Raw genomic sequence first — 22,167 nt, 5'->3', positions numbered from 1 at the left:
AGCATGCAGTCTGCATGCTCTTATTCAGCCATGGAAACTTAGCCTTCAGCCTGCTGCGACTGAATCGCCGTCAGGGCGATGGTGTAGACGATGTCATCCACCAGCGCGCCACGTGACAGGTCGTTGACCGGTTTACGCATGCCCTGCAGCATTGGCCCGATTGAAATCAGGTCAGCTGAACGCTGTACCGCTTTATAGGTGGTATTACCGGTATTGAGATCCGGGAAAATAAACACCGTTGCGCGACCGGCAACCTGCGAGTTGGGGGCTTTGGATTTTGCCACGTCTTCCATAATCGCCGCGTCATACTGCAACGGACCATCAATCACCAGATCTGGACGTTTTTCCTGGGCAAGTCGCGTTGCTTCGCGTACTTTCTCCACGTCGCTACCTGCACCTGAGTTACCGGTTGAGTAGGAGATCATCGCGACGCGCGGATCGATGCCGAAGGCTTTGGCGGAATCGGCGGACTGAATGGCAATTTCTGCCAGCTGTTCAGCGGTGGGGTCCGGGTTGATCGCGCAGTCGCCGTAGACCAGCACCTGCTCCGGAAGCAGCATAAAGAACACCGATGAGACCAGCGAACTGTTGGGTGCGGTTTTGATCAGCTGTAACGGCGGACGGATGGTGTTTGCAGTGGTATGCACTGCGCCGGAGACCAGCCCGTCGACTTCACCACTTTCCAGCATCATGGTGCCCAGCACCACGTTATCTTCCAGCTGTTCCTGAGCAACCACTTCGGTCATGCCTTTGCTTTTACGCAGTTCGACCAGACGTGGAACGTAGTTCTGGCGAACCACTTCGGGATCAACAATCTCAATCCCTTTGCCCAGCTCAACGCCCTGAGCTGCCGCAACGCGCTGGATTTCATCCGGATTGCCTAACAGGACACAGGTCGCGATGCCGCGCTCGGCGCAGATGGCTGCCGCTTTGACGGTGCGGGGTTCATCCCCTTCCGGCAGCACAATGCGTTTGCCTGCCTTGCGTGCCAGTTCGGTCAACTGATAGCGGAACGCCGGCGGTGACAGGCGACGGCTGCGTTCAGACGTGGCCGTCAGGGATTCAACCCAGTCAGCATTGATGTAGCTGGCAACGTACTCCTGGACTTTCTCAATACGCTGCGTGTCGTCTACGGGCACTTCAAGGTTGAAGCTTTGCAGGCTGAGCGAGGTTTGCCAGGTGTTGGTTTTCACCATAAATACCGGCAGGCCGGTCTGGAAGGCACGTTCGCACAGTTTGGCGATGCGCTCATCAATTTCATAGTTACCGGTTAAGAGGATGGCACCAATCTCAATACCGTTCATTGCCGCCAGGCAGGCAGCAACCAGCACATCAGGACGGTCGGCAGAGGTGACCAGCAGCGAGCCTGGACGGAAGTGCTCAAGCATGTGCGGAATGCTGCGTGCGCAGAACGTCACTGATTTTACGCGGCGCGTCTGAAGTTCACCTTCGTTAATGACCCGGGCGTTAAGGTGGCGGCACATATCAATGGCGCGGGTGGCAATCAGGTCGAAGCTCCAGGGCACACAACCCAGGATGGGCAGTGGGCTATTGGCAAACAGCTGGTCAGGATTGATGTTGGCAATGCTGGCCTTTGACGAATCATCGAAAATTTCTGACAGGTCGGGGCGCGTGCGGCCCTGTTCGTCGACCGGCGCGTTCAGTTTGTTAATGATCACGCCAGTGATGTTTTTATTCTTTGACCCGCCAAAGCTGCTTTGCGTCAGTTCAATACGCTCTTTAAGCTGTGCAGGCGAATCGTTACCCAGCGCGGTCACAAAGACGATTTCAGCGTTTAACGTTTTGGCGATTTCATAGTTCAGGGCGTTGGCAAACTGGTGCTTGCGCGTGGGGACTAAGCCCTCGACCAGGACCACTTCAGCATTCTGGGTATTGGCGTGGTAGCGGGCAATAATCTCTTCCATCAGCACATCTTGCTGATTTGACCCCAACAGCGATTCCACGCGGGACATTGGCAACGGCTCTGCGGCCGGAATGCCTGAACTCTTGCGCACAATGCTGGTGGTCTGGTCTGGTGCATTGCCGCCCGCACGCGGTTGAGCAATGGGTTTGAAAACGCTCAGTCGAACGCCTTTACGTTCCATGGCACGAATGACGCCAAGGCTAACGCTGGTCAGACCGACGCTGGTGCCGGTCGGAATGAGCATAATTGTACGTGACACGATTGAACCTCTCAGATTTCACTGGGTGTCAAAACAACGCCGTCAGCATGGGCTGACGGCGAAAGGAGATCAGGCGGTAAGACGTGCGGCGTCGCGGGCAATCACTAACTCTTCGTTAGTCGGAATCACCACAGCCGGGCGGGTGCCTTCTTTATTGATAAAACCTGACTTGCCAAAGCGTGCCGCCAGGTTGCGGTCGTGGTCAACCTCAAAGCCAAGCAGCGCCAGTTTATTTAAGGTCAGCTCGCGCACCATTGCCGCATTTTCGCCGATACCACCGGTAAAGATCACACCATCAAGACGGCCGTCCATCAGCGCCGTATAGCTGCCAATGTATTTGGCAAGACGATGGCAGAAGACATCCATCGCGCGTTTGGCATCCGCTTTCGTTGCATAGTTATCTTCGACATAACGGCAGTCGCTGGTGACTTCGGTGAGCCCTAACAGGCCGGACTCTTTGGTCAACATTTTGTTGATGGCGTCAACGCTCATGCCTAAGGTGTCGTGCAGGAAGAAAATAATCGCGGGATCGATGTCGCCACTGCGGGTACCCATCACCAGGCCTTCCAGCGGTGTCAGGCCCATCGAAGTATCCACACATTCGCCGTTGCGAATGGCAGAAACAGACCCACCGTTACCGAGGTGACAGGTAATAATGTTCAGCGTTTCCAGCGGCTTGTTGAGCATTTTTGCCGCTTCGTGGGTCACATAGTAGTGACTGGTGCCGTGCGCGCCATAGCGACGAACGCCATGTTCTTTATAAAGCGCATACGGCAGCGCATAAAGATAGGACTCTTCCGGCATTGTCTGATGGAAAGCCGTGTCGAAAACCGCCACATTCTTGTCGGACAAATGCGGGAAGTTTTTCATGGCTTCATCAATACCGATCAGGCCGGCTGGGTTATGCAGTGGTGCAAAAGATGACGCATCTTTGATACCCTGCACGACAGACTGAGAAATGACCACTGACTGCGTGAGTTTTTCGCCGCCGTGAACAATACGGTGACCTATTGCTGCGATTTGTGCTGAAAGCTCTGGTTTTTGTGCCAGAATTGTTTTAACAATGAAATTCAGCGCTTCGCTGTGGGCAGCGCCAGCACCCAGAGGGGCTTCCTGCTTCTGGCCCTCAAGTTTCCATTTAATCCGCGCTTCGGGAAGGTGGAAGCATTCTGCCAGGCCAGACAGGAATTCTTCACCGCTGGTGGGATTAAGGATGGCAAACTTAAGGGAAGAGCTGCCGCAGTTCAGAACCAGTACTAACTTACTCGACATGGAAGTACCTATTTGTTAAAAGTGGCTAAAAATAACGCAATCAGACTTACAGCGTAGCCCATTGAAGCAGCCAGATTAATGACAGAAGTCATACCCAGGTCAAAATAGTGCGTTTTTACGCAAAAAAAATTGAGTTTTTACGCATAAATTTGAAAATTCGCTTAAAACGGGCCTTGTCGTCTCTGTTACAAGGAAAGTTGCGGCAGGGACGTTGTTAAATCGGCGACAGAATAGCCGGAGTCACCTTTAAAGACAAAAACATTTGAAGGATGTTACGTAAAGTTGTGTCGTTATAATTATTTTTCAAAAAATACAGCATTAGTTGAGGCGAGCCATGGCGAATGAATCCCACACCGGCTGGTTCCGGATGTTTCAACGCGGACAGCATTATATGAAGACCTGGCCCAACGATAAACGCCTGGCGCCAGTCTTTCCTGAAAATCGTGTCTCTTCGGCGACACGGTTTTCAATTCGCTTTATGCCGCCGCTGGCGGTCTTTACGTTAACGTGGCAAATCGCGATGGGTGGCCAACTTGGCCCAGCGGTCGCGACGGCCCTGTTCGCCTGCAGTTTGCCCATGCAGGGTTTATGGTGGTTAGGTAAGCGTTCGGTCACGCCATTGCCGCCCACGCTGCTGCGCTGGTTTCACGAGGTGCGCACGAAACTGGAAGCCGCAGGGCAGGCGATTGCCCCGGTTGAGGGGAAACCCACATACCAGGCGCTGGCCGATCTGCTTAAGCGTGCCTTCAAGCAACTGGATCGGACATTTCTGGACGATCTTTAATCTGCGCCGTGCGGCAAATTATTGCACCCAAACCCGCGCTTAAATCAATGAAAAGCGATGTGGCAACGCCCACATCGTTTCCCCTGTGTAATTATCTTTCCATCGTATAAAACCTGAACAGCCAGCGGGCTTGAGGAAGAGATGATGGAAATGACCCATGCACAACGTTTGATCCTGACAAACCAGTACAAAATCATGGCGATGCTGGAGCCGGAGAACGCCGAACGTTTTCGTCGCTACCAAACCATCATTGAGCGTGGTTACGGCCTGCAGATGCGTGAACTGGATAAAGAATTTGGCAAACTACCCGAAGAAACCTGCCGCACGCTCATCGACATTATGGAGATGCACCATGCGCTGCAGGTTTCCTGGTCAAACCTTAAAGCCGAAGGCGACATCGATCCACGACGTCTGGCGTTCCTGGGTTTTGATGCCGCCACGGAATCGCGTTATCTGGGCTACGTGCGTTTTATGGTGAATACCGAAGGGTGCTATACCCATTTTGATGCCGGCACGCACGGCTTTAATGCGCAAACGCCGATGTGGGAAAAGTATCAACGGATGCTGGCTTTGTGGCAGACTTGTCCTCGCCAATACCATTTAAGCGTAAACGAGATTGCGCAAATCATTAACGCCTGATGAGGAGTGACGCGTGGAGTACAGTGGTTTTTTATTTGATTTAGATGGCACCTTAGTTGATTCACTACCGGCGGTAGAACGCGCCTGGAGCAACTGGGGTGCACGTCATGGCATTGCGGCTGATGAAATTCTGGACTTCATTCACGGTAAGCAGGCTATTACTTCACTGCGCCACTTCATGTCGGGCCAGTCAGAAGAAGCGATACAGGCTGAGTTTCTGGCGCTGGAAAAAACAGAAGCAGAAGACACCGACGGCGTGCAGGCGCTGCCAGGCGCAAAAGCGCTGCTCACGCAACTGGATGCGTTGCAGATCCCCTGGGCGATTGTCACCTCAGGTTCCGTGCCGGTGGCACATGCGCGCCATAAAGCAGCAGGATTACCGCAGCCTGCCGTGTTTATTACGGCTGAGCAGGTGGCAAAGGGCAAACCGGAACCTGATCCTTACTTACTTGGGGCAAAAATGCTGAAACTCTCTCCGGCCGACTGTGTCGTGGTCGAAGACGCGCCTGCCGGTGTGGTGTCAGGATTGGCGGCAGGCTGTGCTGTCATTGCCGCCAATGCGCCAGATGATACACCGCGCATCGATGAGGTGGCGCTGCGCCTGACCTCACTGACATCGCTGGTGGTCACCCGACAGACAACGGGCAAGTTTGTTTTTCACAGTAAAGACTAAGCAGAACGTGGCGGCGTGAAGCCGCCCGTATCAGAGCGGCGAATCCTGCGAAATTTCATCCAGAGACAGGCTAAAGCTGGGAATAAACACCTCGACGAAATAGCTCATTTCGGGTGAGTGACGTTGGCTCAGGGTTTTTTCCAGCCGCGCCTTTGCTAATAAAAATTCATTGTTGCCGGCCGACAGCTCTTCAAGGCATTTTACGTATGCGCAAAGTGCATCGGCCTGCTTCACCACGGCTTTCTCTTCTTCACTGTGCAGGTGCTCATCAATCAGCGGGCGGTAAATATCCTGCAGCTCTTCCGGCAGCATCTCAATCAACTTCTGCTGCGCAATCTTTTCAATCTTTTTGTATTCGTGGGCTATCTGCGCGTTGTAGTACTTCACCGGTGTCGGTAAATCGCCGGTCAGCACTTCACTGGCATCGTGATACAGCGCCATCATAGCGATGCGCTCGGCATTGAGATTGCCATTGAACTTCTTGTTCTTAATGGCGGCCAGGGCATGGGCAACCATCGCCACCTGCAAACTGTGTTCCGAGACGTTTTCGGTGCGTACGTTACGCATCAGCGGCCAGCGGTTGATCAGTTTGAGACGGGAAAGGTGGGCGAAGAAATGGCTTTGAGTCATGGTGGTTCCTGTTTGCAACAGGGGAGAGGCGAGCTCTCCCCGACATCACATCAGTATAGGCGCAACAGGACTACTGACGGTAGCCCTGCAGGAAACGGCCAAACTTATTGATCGCCATCTCCAGATCGTCAACGCGTGGCAGCGTGACGATTCGCAGGTGATCGGGCCACGGCCAGTTAAACGCCGTTCCCTGTACCAGCAGGACCTTCTCCTGCAACAGGAAATCCAGCACCATTTTCTGATCGTCGTGAATATTGAATTTTTTAGCATCAATACGCGGGAACATGTAGAGCGCGCCCTGCGGCTTCACACAGCTGACGCCGGGGATCTCGTTGATCAGTTCCCAGGCACGTTGGCGCTGCTCGTAGAGCCGTCCACCGGGCACAATGAATTCGCTAATGCTTTGGTAGCCACCCAGCGCAGTCTGAATCGCGTGCTGCGCCGGTACATTGGCACACAGGCGCATGGATGCCAGCATTTCCAGGCCTTCGATATAGCCTTTCGCATGCTTTTTAGGTCCGTTCAGCACCATCCAGCCCTGGCGGAAACCCGCCACGCGGTAGGTTTTAGACAGGCCATTAAAGGTGACAGTCAGTAAATCCGGTGCCAGCGCAGCGATAGAGTGGTGCTGTGCCGCGTCGTACAGAATTTTGTCGTAGATTTCGTCAGCAAAAATAATCAGGTTATGCTGACGGGCAATCTCAACCACTTCCATTAACAGCTCTTTGCTGTAAACCGCACCGGTGGGGTTATTGGGATTGATAATCACAATGCCACGGGTGCGTGGCGTGATTTTACTGCGGATATCATCAAGATCCGGGAACCAGCCTGCGGATTCATCACACAGATAGTGCACGGCCTTGCCGCTCGACAGGGACACGGCGGCGGTCCACAACGGATAGTCGGGCGCAGGCACCAGCATTTCATCACCGCTGTTCAGTAACGCCTGCATAGCCTGGACGATCAGTTCAGACACACCATTACCGATGTAAATGTCTTCGACCGTAACGTCGCGCATATCGCGCGCCTGGTAGTGCTGCATAATGGCTTTGCGGGCAGAATACAGCCCTTTGGAATCACAGTACCCCTGCGCACTGGGGAGGTTGCGGATGACATCAACAAGAATCTCATCCGGCGCTTCGAAACCAAAAGGTGCCGGATTGCCGATGTTCAACTTAAGAACTTTATTACCTTCTTCTTCAAGGCGTTTAGCCTCTTTTAAAACCGGCCCACGAATGTCGTAACAGACATTGTCCAGTTTGCCGGATTTATCAATTTGAAAAGTCATTGTGGCCGCCTTAATGTGCAGAATCCTTTTGCCTGCCGCTGAAAACAAACCTGCACAATGTACTCTCCTCAGGCCTACAAAAGAAGGGCAAGAAACGGTTTTGGCGTGTTCAGCATCTTTGTCTTCGGGCAGACGACGTAATGCATATTGGTTATCATGCAGTCCGGTTGAAACGTTTGGTTTATAAGGCTTTCCTGGTTTATTGTTCTGTGAGTAAAAATTGAGCGCTGGGTAATGTCTGCTTTTATTATGCCGATAATGAACCTGAAGGCCGTGACACAATCTGAGTCTGCGCAATGCGTCATGAGCGAAATAGTTTAATTATGCTTTATTAATGCATAAAATTTGCGCGGCTTTGACCGCAGTTAATCAGAGTAACCTGAAAAACAACGGTTGCTCTTGATGTTAACGCATTTATATCTAAGGTTTTTTTAACGATTATTAAGACCGACAGAAATAATGCAGAGCATCTTCAATGCATGTTTCGACAATGAAAAGTCGTATTTACTGTTTTCCGGCAGGTTACGTCCGCTCAGGAGGGACAAGGATGAATGTAAGATGCGATTTGATCAAAATATGCAATGCTTTTCATAAAAACATTTCCATTTTGCGGTCAAAAATGATTAAGTATAATTTACTATTTGATGAGATTAAACGCTACACACCGTTAGCGTATTCCAGACCTGTTTACCCCTGCTTAACCGCATTTTGGGGGTAGAAAAAAGACAACTACACAGCTTCCCGCATTTTTGCATCCCGTGCCTTCGGCACAGAAGTTGTCTCTGTCTTCAGGAGCCGGTTTCCTTGTTTTGCAGGGAAGTTCCGTCTTCCTCCGTAAGTAAATTTTATGTCGGCCCTTTGCCGGGACGCCATGAAGCATCATTACCGCTTATCGCTTTGATAAGCATGTAATAACACCAGGATAGTAGTTCTTAAAAATCTAATAAGTGAAGAAAAAAACATGACTAATGCAAATCGTCCGATACTCAATCTCGATCTCGATCTGCTCCGAACTTTTGTTGCTGTTGCTGATTTGAACACCTTTGCAGCCGCCGCTGCTGCGGTGTGCAGAACGCAATCGGCAGTAAGTCAGCAGATGCAACGTCTGGAACAACTGGTTGGTAAAGAGTTGTTTGCCAGACATGGCCGCAACAAGTTGTTAACAGAACACGGTATTCAGCTTCTGGGCTATGCCAGGAAAATCCTGCGTTTTAACGATGAAGCCTGTACTTCCCTGATGTACAGCAACATCCAGGGCGTACTGACGATTGGCGCTTCTGACGATACGTCCGACACCATTCTGCCATTCCTGTTAAACCGCGTGACCTCTGTCTATCCAAAACTGGCGATTGATGTTCGCGTGAAACGCAATCCCTTTATGATGGAAATGCTGAACCAGGGCGAAGTCGATTTAGTTGTCACGACCTCCAGCCCGGGTAACTTTACTCACCAGGTCCTGCGCACGTCGCCGACCTTGTGGTACTGCGCGGCGGATTACGTGTTCCAGCGTGGGGAAGCGATTCCGTTGGTATTACTCGATGAGCCAAGCCCGTACCGCGATATGGCGATTGACCATCTTAATGAAGCCGGTATTCCGTGGCGTATCTCCTACGTTGCATCAACCCTGGCGGCCGTGCGCGCTGCGGTGAAAGCAGGATTAGGTGTAACGGCGCGTCCGGTAGAAATGATGAGCCCGGAATTACGTGTCATGGGTGCAGCTGAAGGCTTACCGGTATTACCTGATACGCAATACCTGCTGTGTCGCAATGCTGACAGTGATAACGAGCTGGCGCTGGCGATCTTTAATGCTATGCAGTCTACGCACGATCCTTACAACATGGTGGCCAATGCCGATGGCACATTGTTGCTGGATGATGAAGAGTAAATACCGCATTCTTTTGCAAAAAATGCGCAATTTAGCAGCACGATAACCTCTGTAAATACGCCTCTTGTCCTGTAAAAAGGACAGGGGGCTTTTTTTTAGGCTTTTTCTTGCGCAATAAAACCGATTTTCGAGGGGTTGTCTTTACTTGCTGTCAGCCACCCGCAATCGAGCGGACGTGAGAGAAGGACGCCTGTAAAATGTGAAATAGTTGATTCGAATCAGTCTGATAACTGCTGAAATTTAACACAAAAAAGATAATTCTGTGTTCTGGATCAACAAAATAGCCATTCCAAAGGGAAGGAAAAGCCTGAAAATCCTGTCAAAATATGGGGGTTAAATGCACGATCCATGCGCGCAAATACCCGCTACACTAAAATTACCCTTACAGACTGAAGCGATTTAGCTGGAAACACGCGCATCATATGTTAATAATATGATGCAGGTGTAAAATAAAGTTTGGATACTTTTGTCTAAGTTGACAAAAGGTTATAGAAAGGAGTAAAAAACCCCATAAAATTGCTGCTTATTCCAGAGTAACAGCAAAATTTGTAAGGTTTTTATCCTTCCCTTTGAATCGATGTGGTGAGTTTGCTGCCAGAACCCGAGCAGGATGCCAGCGCCACTTTTGATGAGTAAGCAAAGAGTATGTCAACTACCACCGAAATCATCGCTCAGCATTGGGCATTCGTCGTTTTTATCGTCATTGCATTTGGCCTCTGTGCGTTTATGTTAACCGGAGGATGGCTGCTTGGCGGCAGAGCGCGTGCCCGTTACAAAGACACACCTTTTGAGTCCGGCATTGAATCTGTCGGTGATACTCACCTCCGCTTGTCAGCAAAATTCTACCTGGTGGCGATGTTCTTCGTTATCTTCGACGTAGAAGCTCTCTTTTTATACGCATGGGCGACTTCAATCCGCGAAAGTGGATGGATCGGCTTTGCGGAAGCCGCAATTTTCATTTTGGTGCTCCTGGCGGGCTTGGTTTATCTGGTGCGCATTGGCGCGTTGGACTGGACGCCTGCACGCCGCCGAATCGTGGTTAAAACTCCCACGGTAAGTCACACCAATCCTCACAAGCAGTAAAAGAGAGGCAATAAGATGGACTATACGCTCACCCGCATAGACCCAAACGGTGGTGAGAACGACCGTTACCCTCTGCAAAAGCAGGAAATCGTCAGCGATCCGCTGGAGCAGCACGTTCATCGCAGCGTTTACATGGGCAAGCTCGAACATGCCCTGCACGACATGGTGAACTGGGGACGTAAAAATTCCCTGTGGCCGTACAACTTTGGTCTTTCCTGCTGCTACGTTGAGATGACGACCTCTTTCACCGCCGTGCACGATGTGGCGCGCTTTGGTGCTGAGGTTATGCGTGCTTCTCCACGTCAGGCTGACTTTATGGTGATCGCCGGTACGCCATTTACCAAAATGGCCCCGGTGATTCAGCGTTTGTACGATCAAATGCTGGAGCCGAAATGGGTCATTTCCATGGGTGCCTGTGCCAACTCAGGCGGCATGTACGATATCTATTCTGTCGTGCAGGGCGTGGATAAGTTCCTGCCGGTTGACGTTTATATCCCAGGCTGCCCGCCGCGTCCTGAAGCCTATATGCAGGCGCTACTGCTGCTGCAGGAGTCGATTGGCAAAGAGCGTCGTCCCCTGTCGTGGGTGGTCGGTGATCAGGGCGTTTATCGTGCCAATATGCAGCCTGAGCGTGAACGTAAGCGTGGCGAACGTATTGCAGTAACCAACCTGCGTACACCAGACGAAGTTTAAGTTAACCGTATGGATGGAATTCGTGCCTGCAGCAGACAACATCACAAATTAATGCATGGCACCATCCTGACGCCTTCATTTGAGCGCCTGTTATCAGGCCGGAATGGTGAGTAACGTATGACAGATTTGACCACGCAAGATCTCGCTCAGCCACTATGGCAAACCCGCGATCACCTGGATGATCCGGTGATTGGCGAGCTGCGTAATCGTTTTGGGCCGGATGCCTTTACCGTTCAGGCCACCCGCACCGGTATTCCGGTGGTGTGGATAAAGCGTGAACAGCTGCTGGAAATCATTACATTCCTGCGTAAATTACCTAAGCCGTACGTCATGCTCTATGACCTGCACGGCATGGACGAACGTTTACGTACCCACCGCGCAGGTTTACCTGACGCGGATTTTTCCGTTTTCTACCACCTGCTGTCGATTGAACGCAATCGCGACATCATGCTCAAGGTGGCTTTATCCGAAAACGATATGCATGTGCCGACCATCACCACTACTTTCGCCAATGCCAACTGGTACGAGCGCGAAACCTGGGAGATGTTTGGCATCACCTTTGATGGTCACCCGCATCTGACGCGCATTATGATGCCGCAGACCTGGGAAGGGCATCCGCTGCGTAAGGATTATCCCGCGCGCGCGACCGAGTTCGATCCTTTTACGTTGACGAAGCAGAAAGAAGATCTGGAAATGGAAGCGTTGACGTTCAAGCCTGAAGACTGGGGCATGAAACGCAGCACCGCCAATGAAGACTTTATGTTCCTCAACCTCGGTCCAAACCACCCCTCCGCGCACGGTGCTTTCCGCATCATTTTGCAGCTGGATGGTGAAGAGATCGTCGACTGCGTCCCGGACATTGGTTATCACCACCGTGGCGCGGAGAAGATGGGCGAACGTCAGTCCTGGCACAGCTACATTCCTTACACCGACCGTATCGAGTACCTCGGTGGCTGCGTCAACGAAATGCCTTACGTACTGGCGGTAGAAAAACTGGCCGGTATCGTTGTCCCTGACCGCGTTAATGTGATTCGCGTTATGCTCTCCGAGCTGTTCCGCATTAACAGTCACCTGCTGTACATCTCCACCTTTATTCAGGACGTCGGTGCCATGACACCGGTGTTCTTTGCCTTTACCGACCGCCAGAAAATCTATGACGTGGTTGAGGCGATTACCGGTTTCCGTATGCACCCGGCCTGGTTCCGTATTGGCGGTGTGGCACACGACCTGCCGAATGGCTGGGAACGCTTACTGCGTGACTTCCTGGACTGGATGCCGAAGCGCCTGAAAGAGTATGACAAAGCGGCGCTGCGCAACACGGTACTGATGGGACGTTCACAAGGTGTGGCGGCCTACAATATGGAAGAAGCGCTGGCATGGGGCACCACAGGTGCGGCTCTGCGCGCGACCGGTCTTGATTTTGACGTGCGTAAATGGCGGCCATATTCAGGCTATGAAAACTTCGACTTCGACGTGCCCGTGGGTGCCGGCATCAGTGATGCCTACACGCGCGTGCAGCTGAAAATGGAAGAGATGTGGCAGTCGCTGCGTATTCTTGAGCAGTGCCTGAACAACATGCCGGCAGGGCCGTTTAAAGCGGATCATCCGCTGACCACGCCGCCGCCGAAAGAGCGCACGCTGCAGCACATTGAAACCCTGATCACTCACTTCCTGCAGGTGTCATGGGGCCCGGTTATGCCGGCCAATGAATCCTTCCAGATGATTGAGGCGACCAAAGGGATTAACAGTTACTACCTGACCAGCGATGGCAGCACGATGAGCTATCGCACACGTGTGCGTACGCCGAGCTTCCCGCACCTGCAACAGATTCCTTCGGTAATCCGTGGCAGCCTGGTATCCGATTTAATCGTGTACCTCGGTAGTATCGACTTTGTTATGTCAGACGTGGACCGCTAATTATGCACGATCAACACATTGCTATTAAAACGATCGACCCCAACGAGGTCTTCGTGCTGAGTGCGGAAGAGCACCATGCGATTGAGCACGAAAAACACCATTACGAAGATGCACGCGCCGCGTCAATTGAAGCGCTGAAAATCGTGCAGAAGCAACGCGGCTGGGTACCCGACGGCGCAATTCACGCCATTGCAGAAGTGTTAGGTATTCCGGCCAGCGACGTAGAAGGTGTTGCCACTTTCTATAGCCAGATTTTCCGTCAGCCGGTTGGCCGCCATGTGATCCGCTATTGCGACAGCGTGGTATGCCACATTACGGGTTTTCAGGGAATTCAGGCTGCACTGGAAGAAAACCTGAATATCAAGCCGGGTCAGACGACAACCGATGGTCGCTTTACGTTGCTGCCAACCTGCTGCCTGGGTAACTGCGATAAAGGCCCAACCATGATGGTGGATGAAGATACGCACGTTCATCTGACGCCGGAAGGCATCGCCTCTTTGCTGGAGCAGTATCAATGACAATTAAACAGATCATTCGTACTGCCGAAACCCATCCCCTGACCTGGCGCATGCGTGACGATCAGCAGCCCGTTTGGCTGGATGAGTATCGCAGTAAAAACGGTTATGCCGGTGCAGAAAAAGCCCTGAAAGGCATGGCACCGGATGAGATCGTGGCGCTGGTGAAAGATTCCGGCCTGAAGGGACGTGGTGGTGCAGGCTTCTCTACCGGTCTGAAGTGGAGCCTGATGCCGAAAGACGAATCCATGAACATCCGTTACCTGCTGTGTAACGCCGATGAGATGGAGCCGGGCACCTATAAAGACCGCCTGTTGATGGAGCAAATGCCCCATCAACTGGTGGAAGGCATGCTGATCAGTGCGTTTGCCCTGAAAGCTTACCGTGGCTATATCTTCCTGCGTGGCGAATACATTGAAGCTGCGGTGCACCTGCGCCGCGCTATCGCCGAAGCCACCGAAGCCGGTTTACTGGGTAAAAATATCCTGGGCTCAGGGTTCGATTTCGAACTCATCGTGCACACAGGTGCCGGCCGCTACATTTGTGGTGAAGAAACGGCCTTGATCAACTCGCTGGAAGGGCGTCGTGCTAACCCACGTTCTAAGCCACCTTTCCCGGCGAGCGCAGGCGTCTGGGGTAAACCGACCTGCGTCAACAACGTTGAAACGCTGTCAAACGTGCCAGCTATTCTGGCCAACGGGGTTGAATGGTATCAGGGCCTGTCAAAGAGCGATGATGCCGGTACGAAACTGATGGGCTTCTCAGGTCGGGTAAAAAACCCCGGCGTCTGGGAGCTGCCGTTTGGTATCACTGCCAGAGAAATTCTTGAAGACTATGCGGGCGGCATGCGCGATGGCCTGCGCTTCAAAGCCTGGCAGCCGGGCGGTGCAGGAACAGACTTCCTGACCGATCAGCACCTGGATCTGCCGATGGAGTTCGCCAGTATCGGTAAAGCAGGCAGCCGCCTGGGTACTGCCCTGGCTATGGCCGTCGACCATGAAATCAATATGGTTTCACTGGTGCGCAACCTGGAAGAGTTCTTTGCTCGCGAATCCTGCGGCTGGTGTACGCCATGCCGTGATGGTTTGCCGTGGAGCGTGAAGATCCTCCGCGCGCTGGAGCAGAAAAAAGGCCAGCCGGGGGATATCGAAACCCTGGAGCAGCTTTGCCGCCAGCTCGGCCCGGGCAAAACCTTCTGTGCTCACGCACCTGGTGCCGTCGAACCGCTGCAAAGCGCCATTAAATATTTCCGTGAAGAGTTTGAAGCCGGCATTGCGCCGCAGGTGTTTGGTAATACCCGAGCTATCGGTGGTATTCAGCCAAACCTGCTGAAAGCGCGCTGGTAATTCGCCGTTATCCACGGGAGCTGGCCCTGTGCCGCCGTTCCTGCTGCAGTGTGCAGGGACAAGAATTTGATTAACGCTCGTTTATGACGAGCCTTACGGAAGCATGTCACTATGGCTACAATCCATGTAGACGGTAAAGAATATGATGTGAACGGAGCGGACAACCTGCTACAGGCATGTCTGTCTCTGGGCCTTGATATTCCTTATTTTTGCTGGCATCCGGCGCTGGGAAGCGTGGGTGCCTGCCGCCAGTGTGCGGTAAAGCAATTCCAGAACGCTGAAGATACCCGCGGCCGCCTTGTCATGTCCTGTATGACGCCGGCGTCTGATGGCACCTTCATCTCTATTGATGATGGCGAAGCGAAAGAGTTCCGTGAAAGCGTGGTCGAGTGGTTGATGACGAACCACCCGCACGACTGTCCGGTATGTGAAGAGGGCGGTAACTGTCATCTGCAGGATATGACGGTGATGACCGGCCACAGCTTCCGTCGCTATCGCTTTACCAAACGCACCCATCGCAATCAGGATCTTGGCCCGTTCATTTCGCATGAAATGAACCGCTGTATTGCCTGCTATCGCTGCGTGCGTTACTACAAAGATTATGCTGATGGCACCGATCTGGGCGTTTATGGTGCCCATGACAACGTTTACTTCGGCCGCCCGGAAGACGGCACGCTGGAAAGCGAGTTTTCCGGTAACCTTGTCGAAATCTGCCCAACCGGCGTCTTCACCGATAAAACCCACTCTGAACGCTATAACCGTAAATGGGATATGCAGTTCGCGCCAAGCATCTGCCAGCAGTGCAGCGTGGGTTGTAACACCAGCCCGGGTGAGCGCTATGGTGAACTGCGCCGCATAGAAAACCGTTATAACGGCAGCGTTAACCACTATTTCCTGTGTGACCGTGGTCGCTTTGGTTACGGTTATGTGAACCTGAAAGATCGTCCTCATCATCCGGTTCAGTTACGTGGCAGCGACCGCGTAACGTTGAATGCAGAGCAGGCGGTGAACGTCGGTGCTGACGTTCTGCGTCAGGCGAAACGCGTGATTGGTATTGGCTCACCGCGCGCCAGCATCGAGAGTAACTTTGCGCTGCGTGAACTGGTCGGGGCCGAAAACTTCTCTACCGGTATGCCTGCGGGTGAGCAGGAGCGCCTTGAACTGCTGTTAAAAGTGCTGCGCGAAGGTGGGATTTATACGCCGTCGCTGCGCGAAATTGAAAGCTATGACGCGGTGCTGGTGTTGGGTGAAGACCTGACGCAGGTCGGCGCGCGCGTTGCCCTGTCTGTTCGTCAGGCGGTGAAAGGCAAGGCCCGTGAAATGGCCGCTGCGCAGAAAGTCGCAGACTGGCAAATCGCGGCCATCATGAATATCGGTCAGCACGCTAAGCATCCACTCTTTGTTACCAACGTCGATGAAACGCGTCTCGATGATATTGCCGCATGGAGCTACCGTGCCCCAGTGGAAGATCAGGCGCGTCTTGGGTTTGCCATCGCCAATGCGCTGGACGAAACCGCCCCGGCCGTAAGCGATTTCGACCCTGCGCTGAACGGCAAGCTGGATGTGGTGGTACAGGCTCTGGCGGGTGCGAGAAAGCCCCTGATTATCTCCGGCGTCCACTCCGGCAGCAGCGCCATGATTGAAGCCGCAGCAAACGTGGCGAAAGCGCTTAAAGCACGCGGCGCAGAGGTGGGTATCACCTTAATGGCAAGCCATGCGAACAGCATGGGACTGGGCCTGATGGGCGGACATACCCTGGACCACGCGCTGGAGCAGCTGCAAAGCGGCGAAGCCGATGCGGTCGTCGTGCTGGAAAACGATCTTTATCGTCATGCGCCAAAAGCGCAGGTCGATGCCGCGCTGAATCATGCCGCTAATGTGATCGTGGTTGATCATCAACGCACCGCCACGCTGGAAAAAGCCGGACTGGTTCTTTCCGCTGCCAGCTTCGCTGAAAGTGACGGCACCTCGATTAACCATGAAGGCCGCGCACAGCGTTTCTTCCAGGTCTACGATCCAGCCTATTACGACAACAGCATCGTGATGCTTGAAAGCTGGCGCTGGCTGCATTCACTGCACAGCGCGCTGGAAAGCCGTCACGTTGACTGGACGCAGCTCGATCATGTTATTGATGCCGTGGTCGCCAGCCTGCCACAGCTTAAAGGCATTAAAGAAGCTGCACCGGATGCCAGCTTCCGTATTCGTGGTCAGAAACTGGCGCGTTCACCGCATCGTGCCAGTGGGCGTACCGCCGCGCGCGCTAATATCAGCGTGCATGAGCCGCGTCAGCCACAGGATCAGGACACCATGTTTGCCTTCTCTATGGAAGGGAACAACCAGCCAAGCGCACCGCGTTCGCAGATTCCGTTTGCCTGGGCACCCGGCTGGAACTCACCTCAGGCATGGAACAAATTCCAGGATGAAGTGGGCGGTAAACTGCGTCACGGCGATCCCGGCGTTCGCTTGTTTGAAGCCAGTGAGGCGCAGTTAGCCTGGTTCAGCAGCGTACCAGGTGCTTATGCCACCACCGGTCAGTTCCGTGTCGCCCCTTACTACCAGTTGTTTGGTAGTGAAGAGATGACGCAGCGTGCGCCGGTAATCCAACAGCGTATGTCGGCACCGACCCTGGTGCTGAACCCGGATGATGCGGCTAAGCTGGGCGTGAACAGCGGCGCATCCGTGGAATTAACCTGTGCCGGTGAAACCGTTCGCTTACCTGTGCGCTTCTCTTCTTCGCTGCAGGCAGGGCAGGTGGGCCTTCCACTCGGTCTGCCAGGCGTGCCGCCATTCCTGGCGAATGCAAAAATTGATTCTCTGCAGGAGGCGGCGCAATGAGCTGGTTAACTCCGGGTGTTATCGACATTCTGATCGCCGTGGTTAAAGCGCTGGTGATTCTGCTGGTTGTCGTGGGCTGTGGTGCGTTTATGAGCTTCGCCGAGCGTCGTTTGCTTGGTCTGTTCCAGAACCGCTACGGACCAAACCGCGTGGGCTGGGGCGGCTCCTTGCAGCTGGTTGCTGACATGATCAAGATGTTCTTTAAAGAGGACTGGGTTCCCCCCTTTACAGACCGCTTTATCTTTACCCTGGCGCCGGTGATTGCTTTTGTGTCACTGCTGCTGGCGTTTGCCATCGTACCGGTATCACCGACCTGGGTCGTCACTGACCTGAACATCGGGTTGCTGTTCTTCCTGATGATGGCTGGCCTGGCGGTCTATGCGGTGCTGTTTGCTGGCTGGTCGAGTAACAACAAATACTCGCTGTTAGGTGCCATGCGTGCTTCTGCCCAGACGCTGAGTTATGAAGTGTTCCTGGGGCTGTCGCTGATGGGCGTAGTGGCGCAGGCGGGCTCGTTCAATATGACCGATATCGTCAACAGCCAGACGCACCTGTGGAACATCATCCCGCAGTTCTTTGGTTTTCTGACCTTCTGTATTGCGGGCGTCGCAGTGTGCCACCGTCATCCGTTTGACCAGCCAGAAGCTGAGCAAGAACTGGCCGACGGTTACCACATTGAATATGCCGGTATGAAGTTTGGCCTGTTCTTTGTGGGCGAATACGTTGCGATTACCACCGTTTCAGCGCTGATTGTTACGCTGTTCTTCGGTGGCTGGCATGGGCCTTTCCTGCCGCCATTCATCTGGTTCGCCCTGAAAACGGCGTTCTTTATGATGATGTTCATCCTGATTCGTGCTGCGCTTCCGCGTCCACGCTATGACCAGGTGCTGTCGTTCGGCTGGAAAGTGTGTCTGCCGTTGACGCTGTTGAACCTGCTGGCAACCGCCGCAGTCATTCTGTATACAGCGCAGTAAGGGGTAAACAAATGACATTAAAAGATATTGTCGTAGGCTTCGGCACGACAGTGCGCAGTATCTGGATGATAGGCATGCATGCCTTCGCGAAACGCGAAACCCAGATGTATCCGGAAGAGCCGGTCTACCTGCCACCACGCTATCGTGGTCGTATTGTACTGACCCGCGATCCCGACGGGGCAGAGCGTTGCGTTGCCTGTAACCTTTGTGCAGTAGCCTGCCCGGTAGGCTGTATTTCACTGCAAAAGGCCGAAACAAAAGACGGTCGCTGGTATCCAGAGTTCTTCCGCATTAACTTCTCACGCTGCATTTTCTGCGGTCTGTGTGAAGAGGCCTGCCCAACCACCGCTATCCAGCTGACGCCGGATTTCGAACTGGGCGAGTTCAAGCGTCAGGATCTGGTGTATGAGAAAGAAGACCTGCTGATCTCGGGGCCGGGTAAATATCCGGAATACAACTTCTACCGCATGGCAGGTATGGCGATTGACGGTAAAGATAAAGGTGACGCTGAAAACGAAGCGAAACCAATCGACGTCAAAGGCTTATTACCTTAAGGAGCAAGGCATGGAATTTGCGTTTTATCTTTGCGGACTGGTGGCGGTAGTGACGACGTTACGCGTTATCACCCACACTAATCCGGTACATGCGTTGCTGTACCTGATCGTTTCGCTGTTATCGGTGGCTGGCGTCTTTTTCTCCCTGGGTGCCTATTTTGCCGGTGCGCTGGAAATCATCGTTTATGCCGGTGCCATTATGGTGCTGTTCGTGTTCGTCGTGATGATGCTCAATCTGGGCAAAGCCACTGAAAAACAGGAACGCGAATGGCTGAGCCCGTCATTGTGGATTGGTCCCGGACTGGTTTCGTTTCTGCTGCTAGCGGTCATGATTTACGCCATCATGACAGCGCATGACCAGGGCATTGACGGTAAAATCATCGACGCAAAAGCGGTCGGTATTAGCCTGTTTGGCCCTTATGTCCTGGCGGTTGAACTGGCGTCAATGCTGCTGCTGGCCGGTCTGGTTGTGGCCTTCCATCTGGGACGCGAAGAGCGTCAGGGTGAAGTGCTGAGCAACCGTTCAAACGAAGCCGCGCAGGCGAATAAGGAGCAAGCATGATTCCGTTACAACATGGATTGATTCTGGCCGCGGTGCTGTTCGTCCTTGGACTGACCTCGCTGGTACTGCGCCGTAACCTGCTGTTTATGCTGATCAGTCTTGAAATCATGATCAACGCTGCGGCCCTGGCACTGGTCGTCGCGGGCAGCTACTGGGGACAGGCCGATGGTCAGGTGATGTATATTCTGGCAATCAGCCTCGCCGCAGCGGAAGCCAGTATTGGTCTGGCCCTGCTGCTTCAGCTCTATCGTCGTCGTCAGACGCTGAACATTGATATTGTGAGCGAGATGCGCGGATGAATCTTCTCTATTTAACTGTCTTGTTTCCGCTAATCGGTTTTTTGCTGTTAGCGTTTTCCCGTGGTCGCTGGTCAGAAAATTTATCGGCTGCTGTGGGAATGGGATCGGTGGGGTTAGCCGCACTGACGACCGTTTTTGTTGGCTTCGACTTCTTTGCTAACGGGCAGCAGGTCTTCACTCAGGCGCTGTGGACCTGGATTCACGTGGGCAATTTCAACATCCAGGTCAATCTGACCCTGGATGGCCTGTCACTGACCATGCTGTCGGTGGTCACCGGCGTCGGTTTCCTGATCCATATGTTCGCCTCCTGGTACATGCGCGGAGAAGAGGGCTATTCCCGCTTCTTCGCCTATACCAACCTGTTTATCGCCAGCATGGTGGTTCTGGTGCTGGCGGATAACCTGATGCTGATGTATCTGGGCTGGGAAGGGGTAGGGTTGTGCTCCTACTTACTGATTGGCTTCTACTACAGCAATCCAGAAAACGGCAAAGCGGCGATGAAAGCTTTTATCATCACGCGCGTCGGCGATGTGTTTCTGGCTTTTGCCCTGTTCATTCTTTACAACGAACTGGGTACGCTCAACTTCCGCGAAATGGTTGAACTGGCACCGGCACACTTTGCCGCCGACAATCACATGCTGCAGTGGGCGACCCTGATGCTGTTAGGCGGTGCGGTCGGTAAATCTGCCCAGCTGCCTTTACAGACCTGGCTGGCGGATGCAATGGCAGGTCCAACCCCGGTATCGGCACTGATTCACGCCGCGACCATGGTGACGGCGGGTGTGTACCTGATTGCCCGCACACATGGCCTGTTCCTGCTGACGCCTGAAGTGCTGCATCTGGTCGGCATTATCGGTGCCATTACCCTGGTGCTTGCCGGTTTTGCCGCGCTGGTGCAGACGGACATCAAACGTGTTCTCGCTTACTCCACCATGAGCCAGATTGGCTATATGTTCCTGGCGCTGGGCGTACAGGCGTGGGATGCCGCGATTTTCCACCTGATGACTCACGCCTTCTTTAAAGCCTTACTGTTCCTCTCTTCAGGTTCGGTTATTCTGGCCTGCCACCACGAGCAGAACATCTTTAAGATGGGCGGACTGCGTAAAAGTATCCCGCTGGTTTATACCTGCTTCCTGGTCGGCGGCGCGGCGCTGGCGGCACTGCCGCTGATTACCGCAGGTTTCTACAGTAAAGATGAAATCCTGTTTGGTGCTCTGGCTAACGGTCATCTTAACCTGATGGTTGCGGGTCTGGTGGGGGCGTTCCTGACCTCAATCTATACCTTCCGCATGATCTTCATCGTGTTCCACGGCGAAGAGAAAATTCATGCTCATGCGGGTAAAGGCATTACCCATCATCTGCCGCTGATTGTACTGCTGGTGCTCTCCACCTTTATTGGCGCATTAATTACCCCACCGCTGGCGGGTGTTTTACCGGCTAATGAGTTTGGTGAAAACGGTAAAGTGACGCTGGAGATCGCTTCTGGTCTGGTCGCCGTTGCCGGCATCGTTATTGCTGCCGCGCTCTGGCTGGGCAAGCGTCAACTGGTTACCCGCATCGCCAATAGCGGCCCGGGCCGGTTCTTTGGCACCTGGTGGTTCGCCGCCTGGGGCTTCGACTGGCTCTACGATAAAGTGTTTGTCAAACCTTACCTGGGCATTGCGTGGCTGTTGAAACGCGATCCGCTTAACGGCTTGATGAACCTGCCTGCGTTGCTTTCACGTATCGCCAATAAAGGTCTGGTGGTGAGTGAAAACGGTTATCTGCGCTGGTACGTGGCGTCGATGAGCGTGGGCGCCGTCGTGGTTCTGGCCCTGTTGCTGGTAATTTAAAGATTGATGAGCGGGTAGGTGTGAAAACTTACCCATTAAGAATGTCAAAGATTGTCTGATGTAAGGGCGTAATCGGCGCAGTCCGTTTCGCCACCGCCAGCGCACAGCAACCGGAGCGTACTGAAGTACGTGAGGATGCGAGCACTGCCGGAGGCGAAACGGGCAAGTGAGATAGCCCGAGCCAGGACAAAAAAAAGGGAAGT

General features: G+C 53.3%; 19 protein-coding genes. 15 read left to right on the top strand and 4 right to left on the bottom strand.

Translation table 11 applies throughout. The features are described from left to right. Positions 1 to 38: 38 nt before the first annotated feature. Positions 39 to 2,168, bottom strand: a complete 2,130-nt coding sequence (gene pta, locus A6A26_RS19710; protein ID WP_063880305.1) for a phosphate acetyltransferase — start codon at positions 2,166 to 2,168, stop codon at positions 39 to 41. An 84-nt stretch (positions 2,169 to 2,252) separates the two neighbouring features. Continuing rightward, positions 2,253 to 3,455, bottom strand: coding sequence for an acetate kinase (ackA, locus tag A6A26_RS19705; RefSeq protein ID WP_063880304.1), 1,203 nt, complete (start codon positions 3,453 to 3,455; stop codon positions 2,253 to 2,255). A gap of 334 nt (positions 3,456 to 3,789) precedes the next feature. Between ackA and yfbV the strand changes: the two genes are divergently transcribed. The 3 genes from yfbV to A6A26_RS19690 all read left to right on the top strand — a co-directional run bounded on the left by yfbV (position 3,790) and on the right by A6A26_RS19690 (position 5,551). Next, positions 3,790 to 4,239, top strand: coding sequence for a terminus macrodomain insulation protein YfbV (gene yfbV, locus A6A26_RS19700; RefSeq protein WP_063880303.1), 450 nt, complete (start codon positions 3,790 to 3,792; stop codon positions 4,237 to 4,239). 144 nt (positions 4,240 to 4,383) lie between these two features. Continuing rightward, positions 4,384 to 4,878 (top strand): YfbU family protein, encoded by a 495-nt coding sequence (locus A6A26_RS19695; RefSeq protein WP_063880302.1) that lies wholly within the window; start codon positions 4,384 to 4,386, stop codon positions 4,876 to 4,878. A gap of 13 nt (positions 4,879 to 4,891) precedes the next feature. Beyond that, positions 4,892 to 5,551 carry a sugar phosphatase gene (locus A6A26_RS19690; protein ID WP_063880301.1) on the top strand — a complete coding sequence of 220 codons (660 nt, stop codon included), beginning with the start codon at positions 4,892 to 4,894 and terminating at the stop codon, positions 5,549 to 5,551. A gap of 30 nt (positions 5,552 to 5,581) precedes the next feature. Here the strand turns inward: A6A26_RS19690 and yfbR are convergent, their stop codons facing one another. Then, entirely contained in the window at positions 5,582 to 6,181 is a 600-nt protein-coding gene (gene yfbR / locus A6A26_RS19685) for a 5'-deoxynucleotidase (protein ID WP_063880300.1), read from the bottom strand. Between the two features lie 70 nt (positions 6,182 to 6,251). Next, a complete protein-coding gene (locus tag A6A26_RS19680; protein ID WP_063880299.1) occupies positions 6,252 to 7,469 on the bottom strand; it encodes a pyridoxal phosphate-dependent aminotransferase in 1,218 nt (405 codons plus the stop codon). 961 nt (positions 7,470 to 8,430) lie between these two features. On the opposite strand from A6A26_RS19680, the gene lrhA reads away from it, so the two are divergent. The 12 genes from lrhA (at position 8,431) to nuoL (ending at position 21,964) form a co-directional block, all read left to right on the top strand. After that, complete coding sequence (gene lrhA / locus A6A26_RS19675; RefSeq protein ID WP_013026515.1) at positions 8,431 to 9,354, top strand: transcriptional regulator LrhA; 924 nt, start codon at positions 8,431 to 8,433, stop codon at positions 9,352 to 9,354. Positions 9,355 to 9,999: 645 nt separating this feature from the next. Next, complete coding sequence (locus tag A6A26_RS19670; protein WP_063880298.1) at positions 10,000 to 10,437, top strand: NADH-quinone oxidoreductase subunit A; 438 nt, start codon at positions 10,000 to 10,002, stop codon at positions 10,435 to 10,437. Between the two features lie 15 nt (positions 10,438 to 10,452). After that, complete coding sequence (locus tag A6A26_RS19665) at positions 10,453 to 11,130, top strand: NuoB/complex I 20 kDa subunit family protein (protein ID WP_063880297.1); 678 nt, start codon at positions 10,453 to 10,455, stop codon at positions 11,128 to 11,130. A gap of 117 nt (positions 11,131 to 11,247) precedes the next feature. Beyond that, on the top strand, positions 11,248 to 13,047 hold the full coding sequence (nuoC, locus tag A6A26_RS19660) for an NADH-quinone oxidoreductase subunit C/D (protein WP_063880296.1): 1,800 nt from the start codon (positions 11,248 to 11,250) through the stop codon (positions 13,045 to 13,047). A 2-nt stretch (positions 13,048 to 13,049) separates the two neighbouring features. Further along, entirely contained in the window at positions 13,050 to 13,565 is a 516-nt protein-coding gene (gene nuoE / locus A6A26_RS19655; protein ID WP_006120024.1) for an NADH-quinone oxidoreductase subunit NuoE, read from the top strand. A 2-nt stretch (positions 13,566 to 13,567) separates the two neighbouring features. Next, positions 13,568 to 14,908 (top strand): NADH-quinone oxidoreductase subunit NuoF, encoded by a 1,341-nt coding sequence (gene nuoF / locus A6A26_RS19650; protein WP_172823930.1) that lies wholly within the window; start codon positions 13,568 to 13,570, stop codon positions 14,906 to 14,908. A gap of 111 nt (positions 14,909 to 15,019) precedes the next feature. Further along, positions 15,020 to 17,743 (top strand): NADH-quinone oxidoreductase subunit NuoG, encoded by a 2,724-nt coding sequence (nuoG, locus tag A6A26_RS19645; RefSeq protein WP_063880294.1) that lies wholly within the window; start codon positions 15,020 to 15,022, stop codon positions 17,741 to 17,743. Next, positions 17,740 to 18,717: an NADH-quinone oxidoreductase subunit NuoH gene (gene nuoH, locus A6A26_RS19640; RefSeq protein WP_063880293.1), complete on the top strand. Its 978-nt coding sequence runs from the start codon at positions 17,740 to 17,742 to the stop codon at positions 18,715 to 18,717. The genes nuoG and nuoH overlap by 4 nt, the downstream gene beginning before the upstream one ends. Before the next feature lie 11 nt (positions 18,718 to 18,728). Further along, positions 18,729 to 19,271, top strand: coding sequence for an NADH-quinone oxidoreductase subunit NuoI (nuoI, locus tag A6A26_RS19635; RefSeq protein WP_006120020.1), 543 nt, complete (start codon positions 18,729 to 18,731; stop codon positions 19,269 to 19,271). A 10-nt stretch (positions 19,272 to 19,281) separates the two neighbouring features. Beyond that, positions 19,282 to 19,833, top strand: a complete 552-nt coding sequence (nuoJ, locus tag A6A26_RS19630; RefSeq protein WP_063880292.1) for an NADH-quinone oxidoreductase subunit J — start codon at positions 19,282 to 19,284, stop codon at positions 19,831 to 19,833. Further along, positions 19,830 to 20,132: an NADH-quinone oxidoreductase subunit NuoK gene (gene nuoK / locus A6A26_RS19625; RefSeq protein ID WP_013026506.1), complete on the top strand. Its 303-nt coding sequence runs from the start codon at positions 19,830 to 19,832 to the stop codon at positions 20,130 to 20,132. The genes nuoJ and nuoK overlap by 4 nt, the downstream gene beginning before the upstream one ends. Then, on the top strand, positions 20,129 to 21,964 hold the full coding sequence (gene nuoL / locus A6A26_RS19620) for an NADH-quinone oxidoreductase subunit L (protein ID WP_063880291.1): 1,836 nt from the start codon (positions 20,129 to 20,131) through the stop codon (positions 21,962 to 21,964). The genes nuoK and nuoL overlap by 4 nt, the downstream gene beginning before the upstream one ends. The last annotated feature ends 203 nt before the right edge of the window (positions 21,965 to 22,167 follow it).

This window comes from Pantoea sp. OXWO6B1 (assembly GCF_001641135.1).
In the GTDB taxonomy this organism is placed as follows: Bacteria; Pseudomonadota; Gammaproteobacteria; order Enterobacterales; family Enterobacteriaceae; genus Pantoea; species Pantoea allii.
The sequence above is the reverse complement of the archived record's forward strand: the minus strand, read 5'-3'. Positions and strand labels throughout refer to the sequence as shown.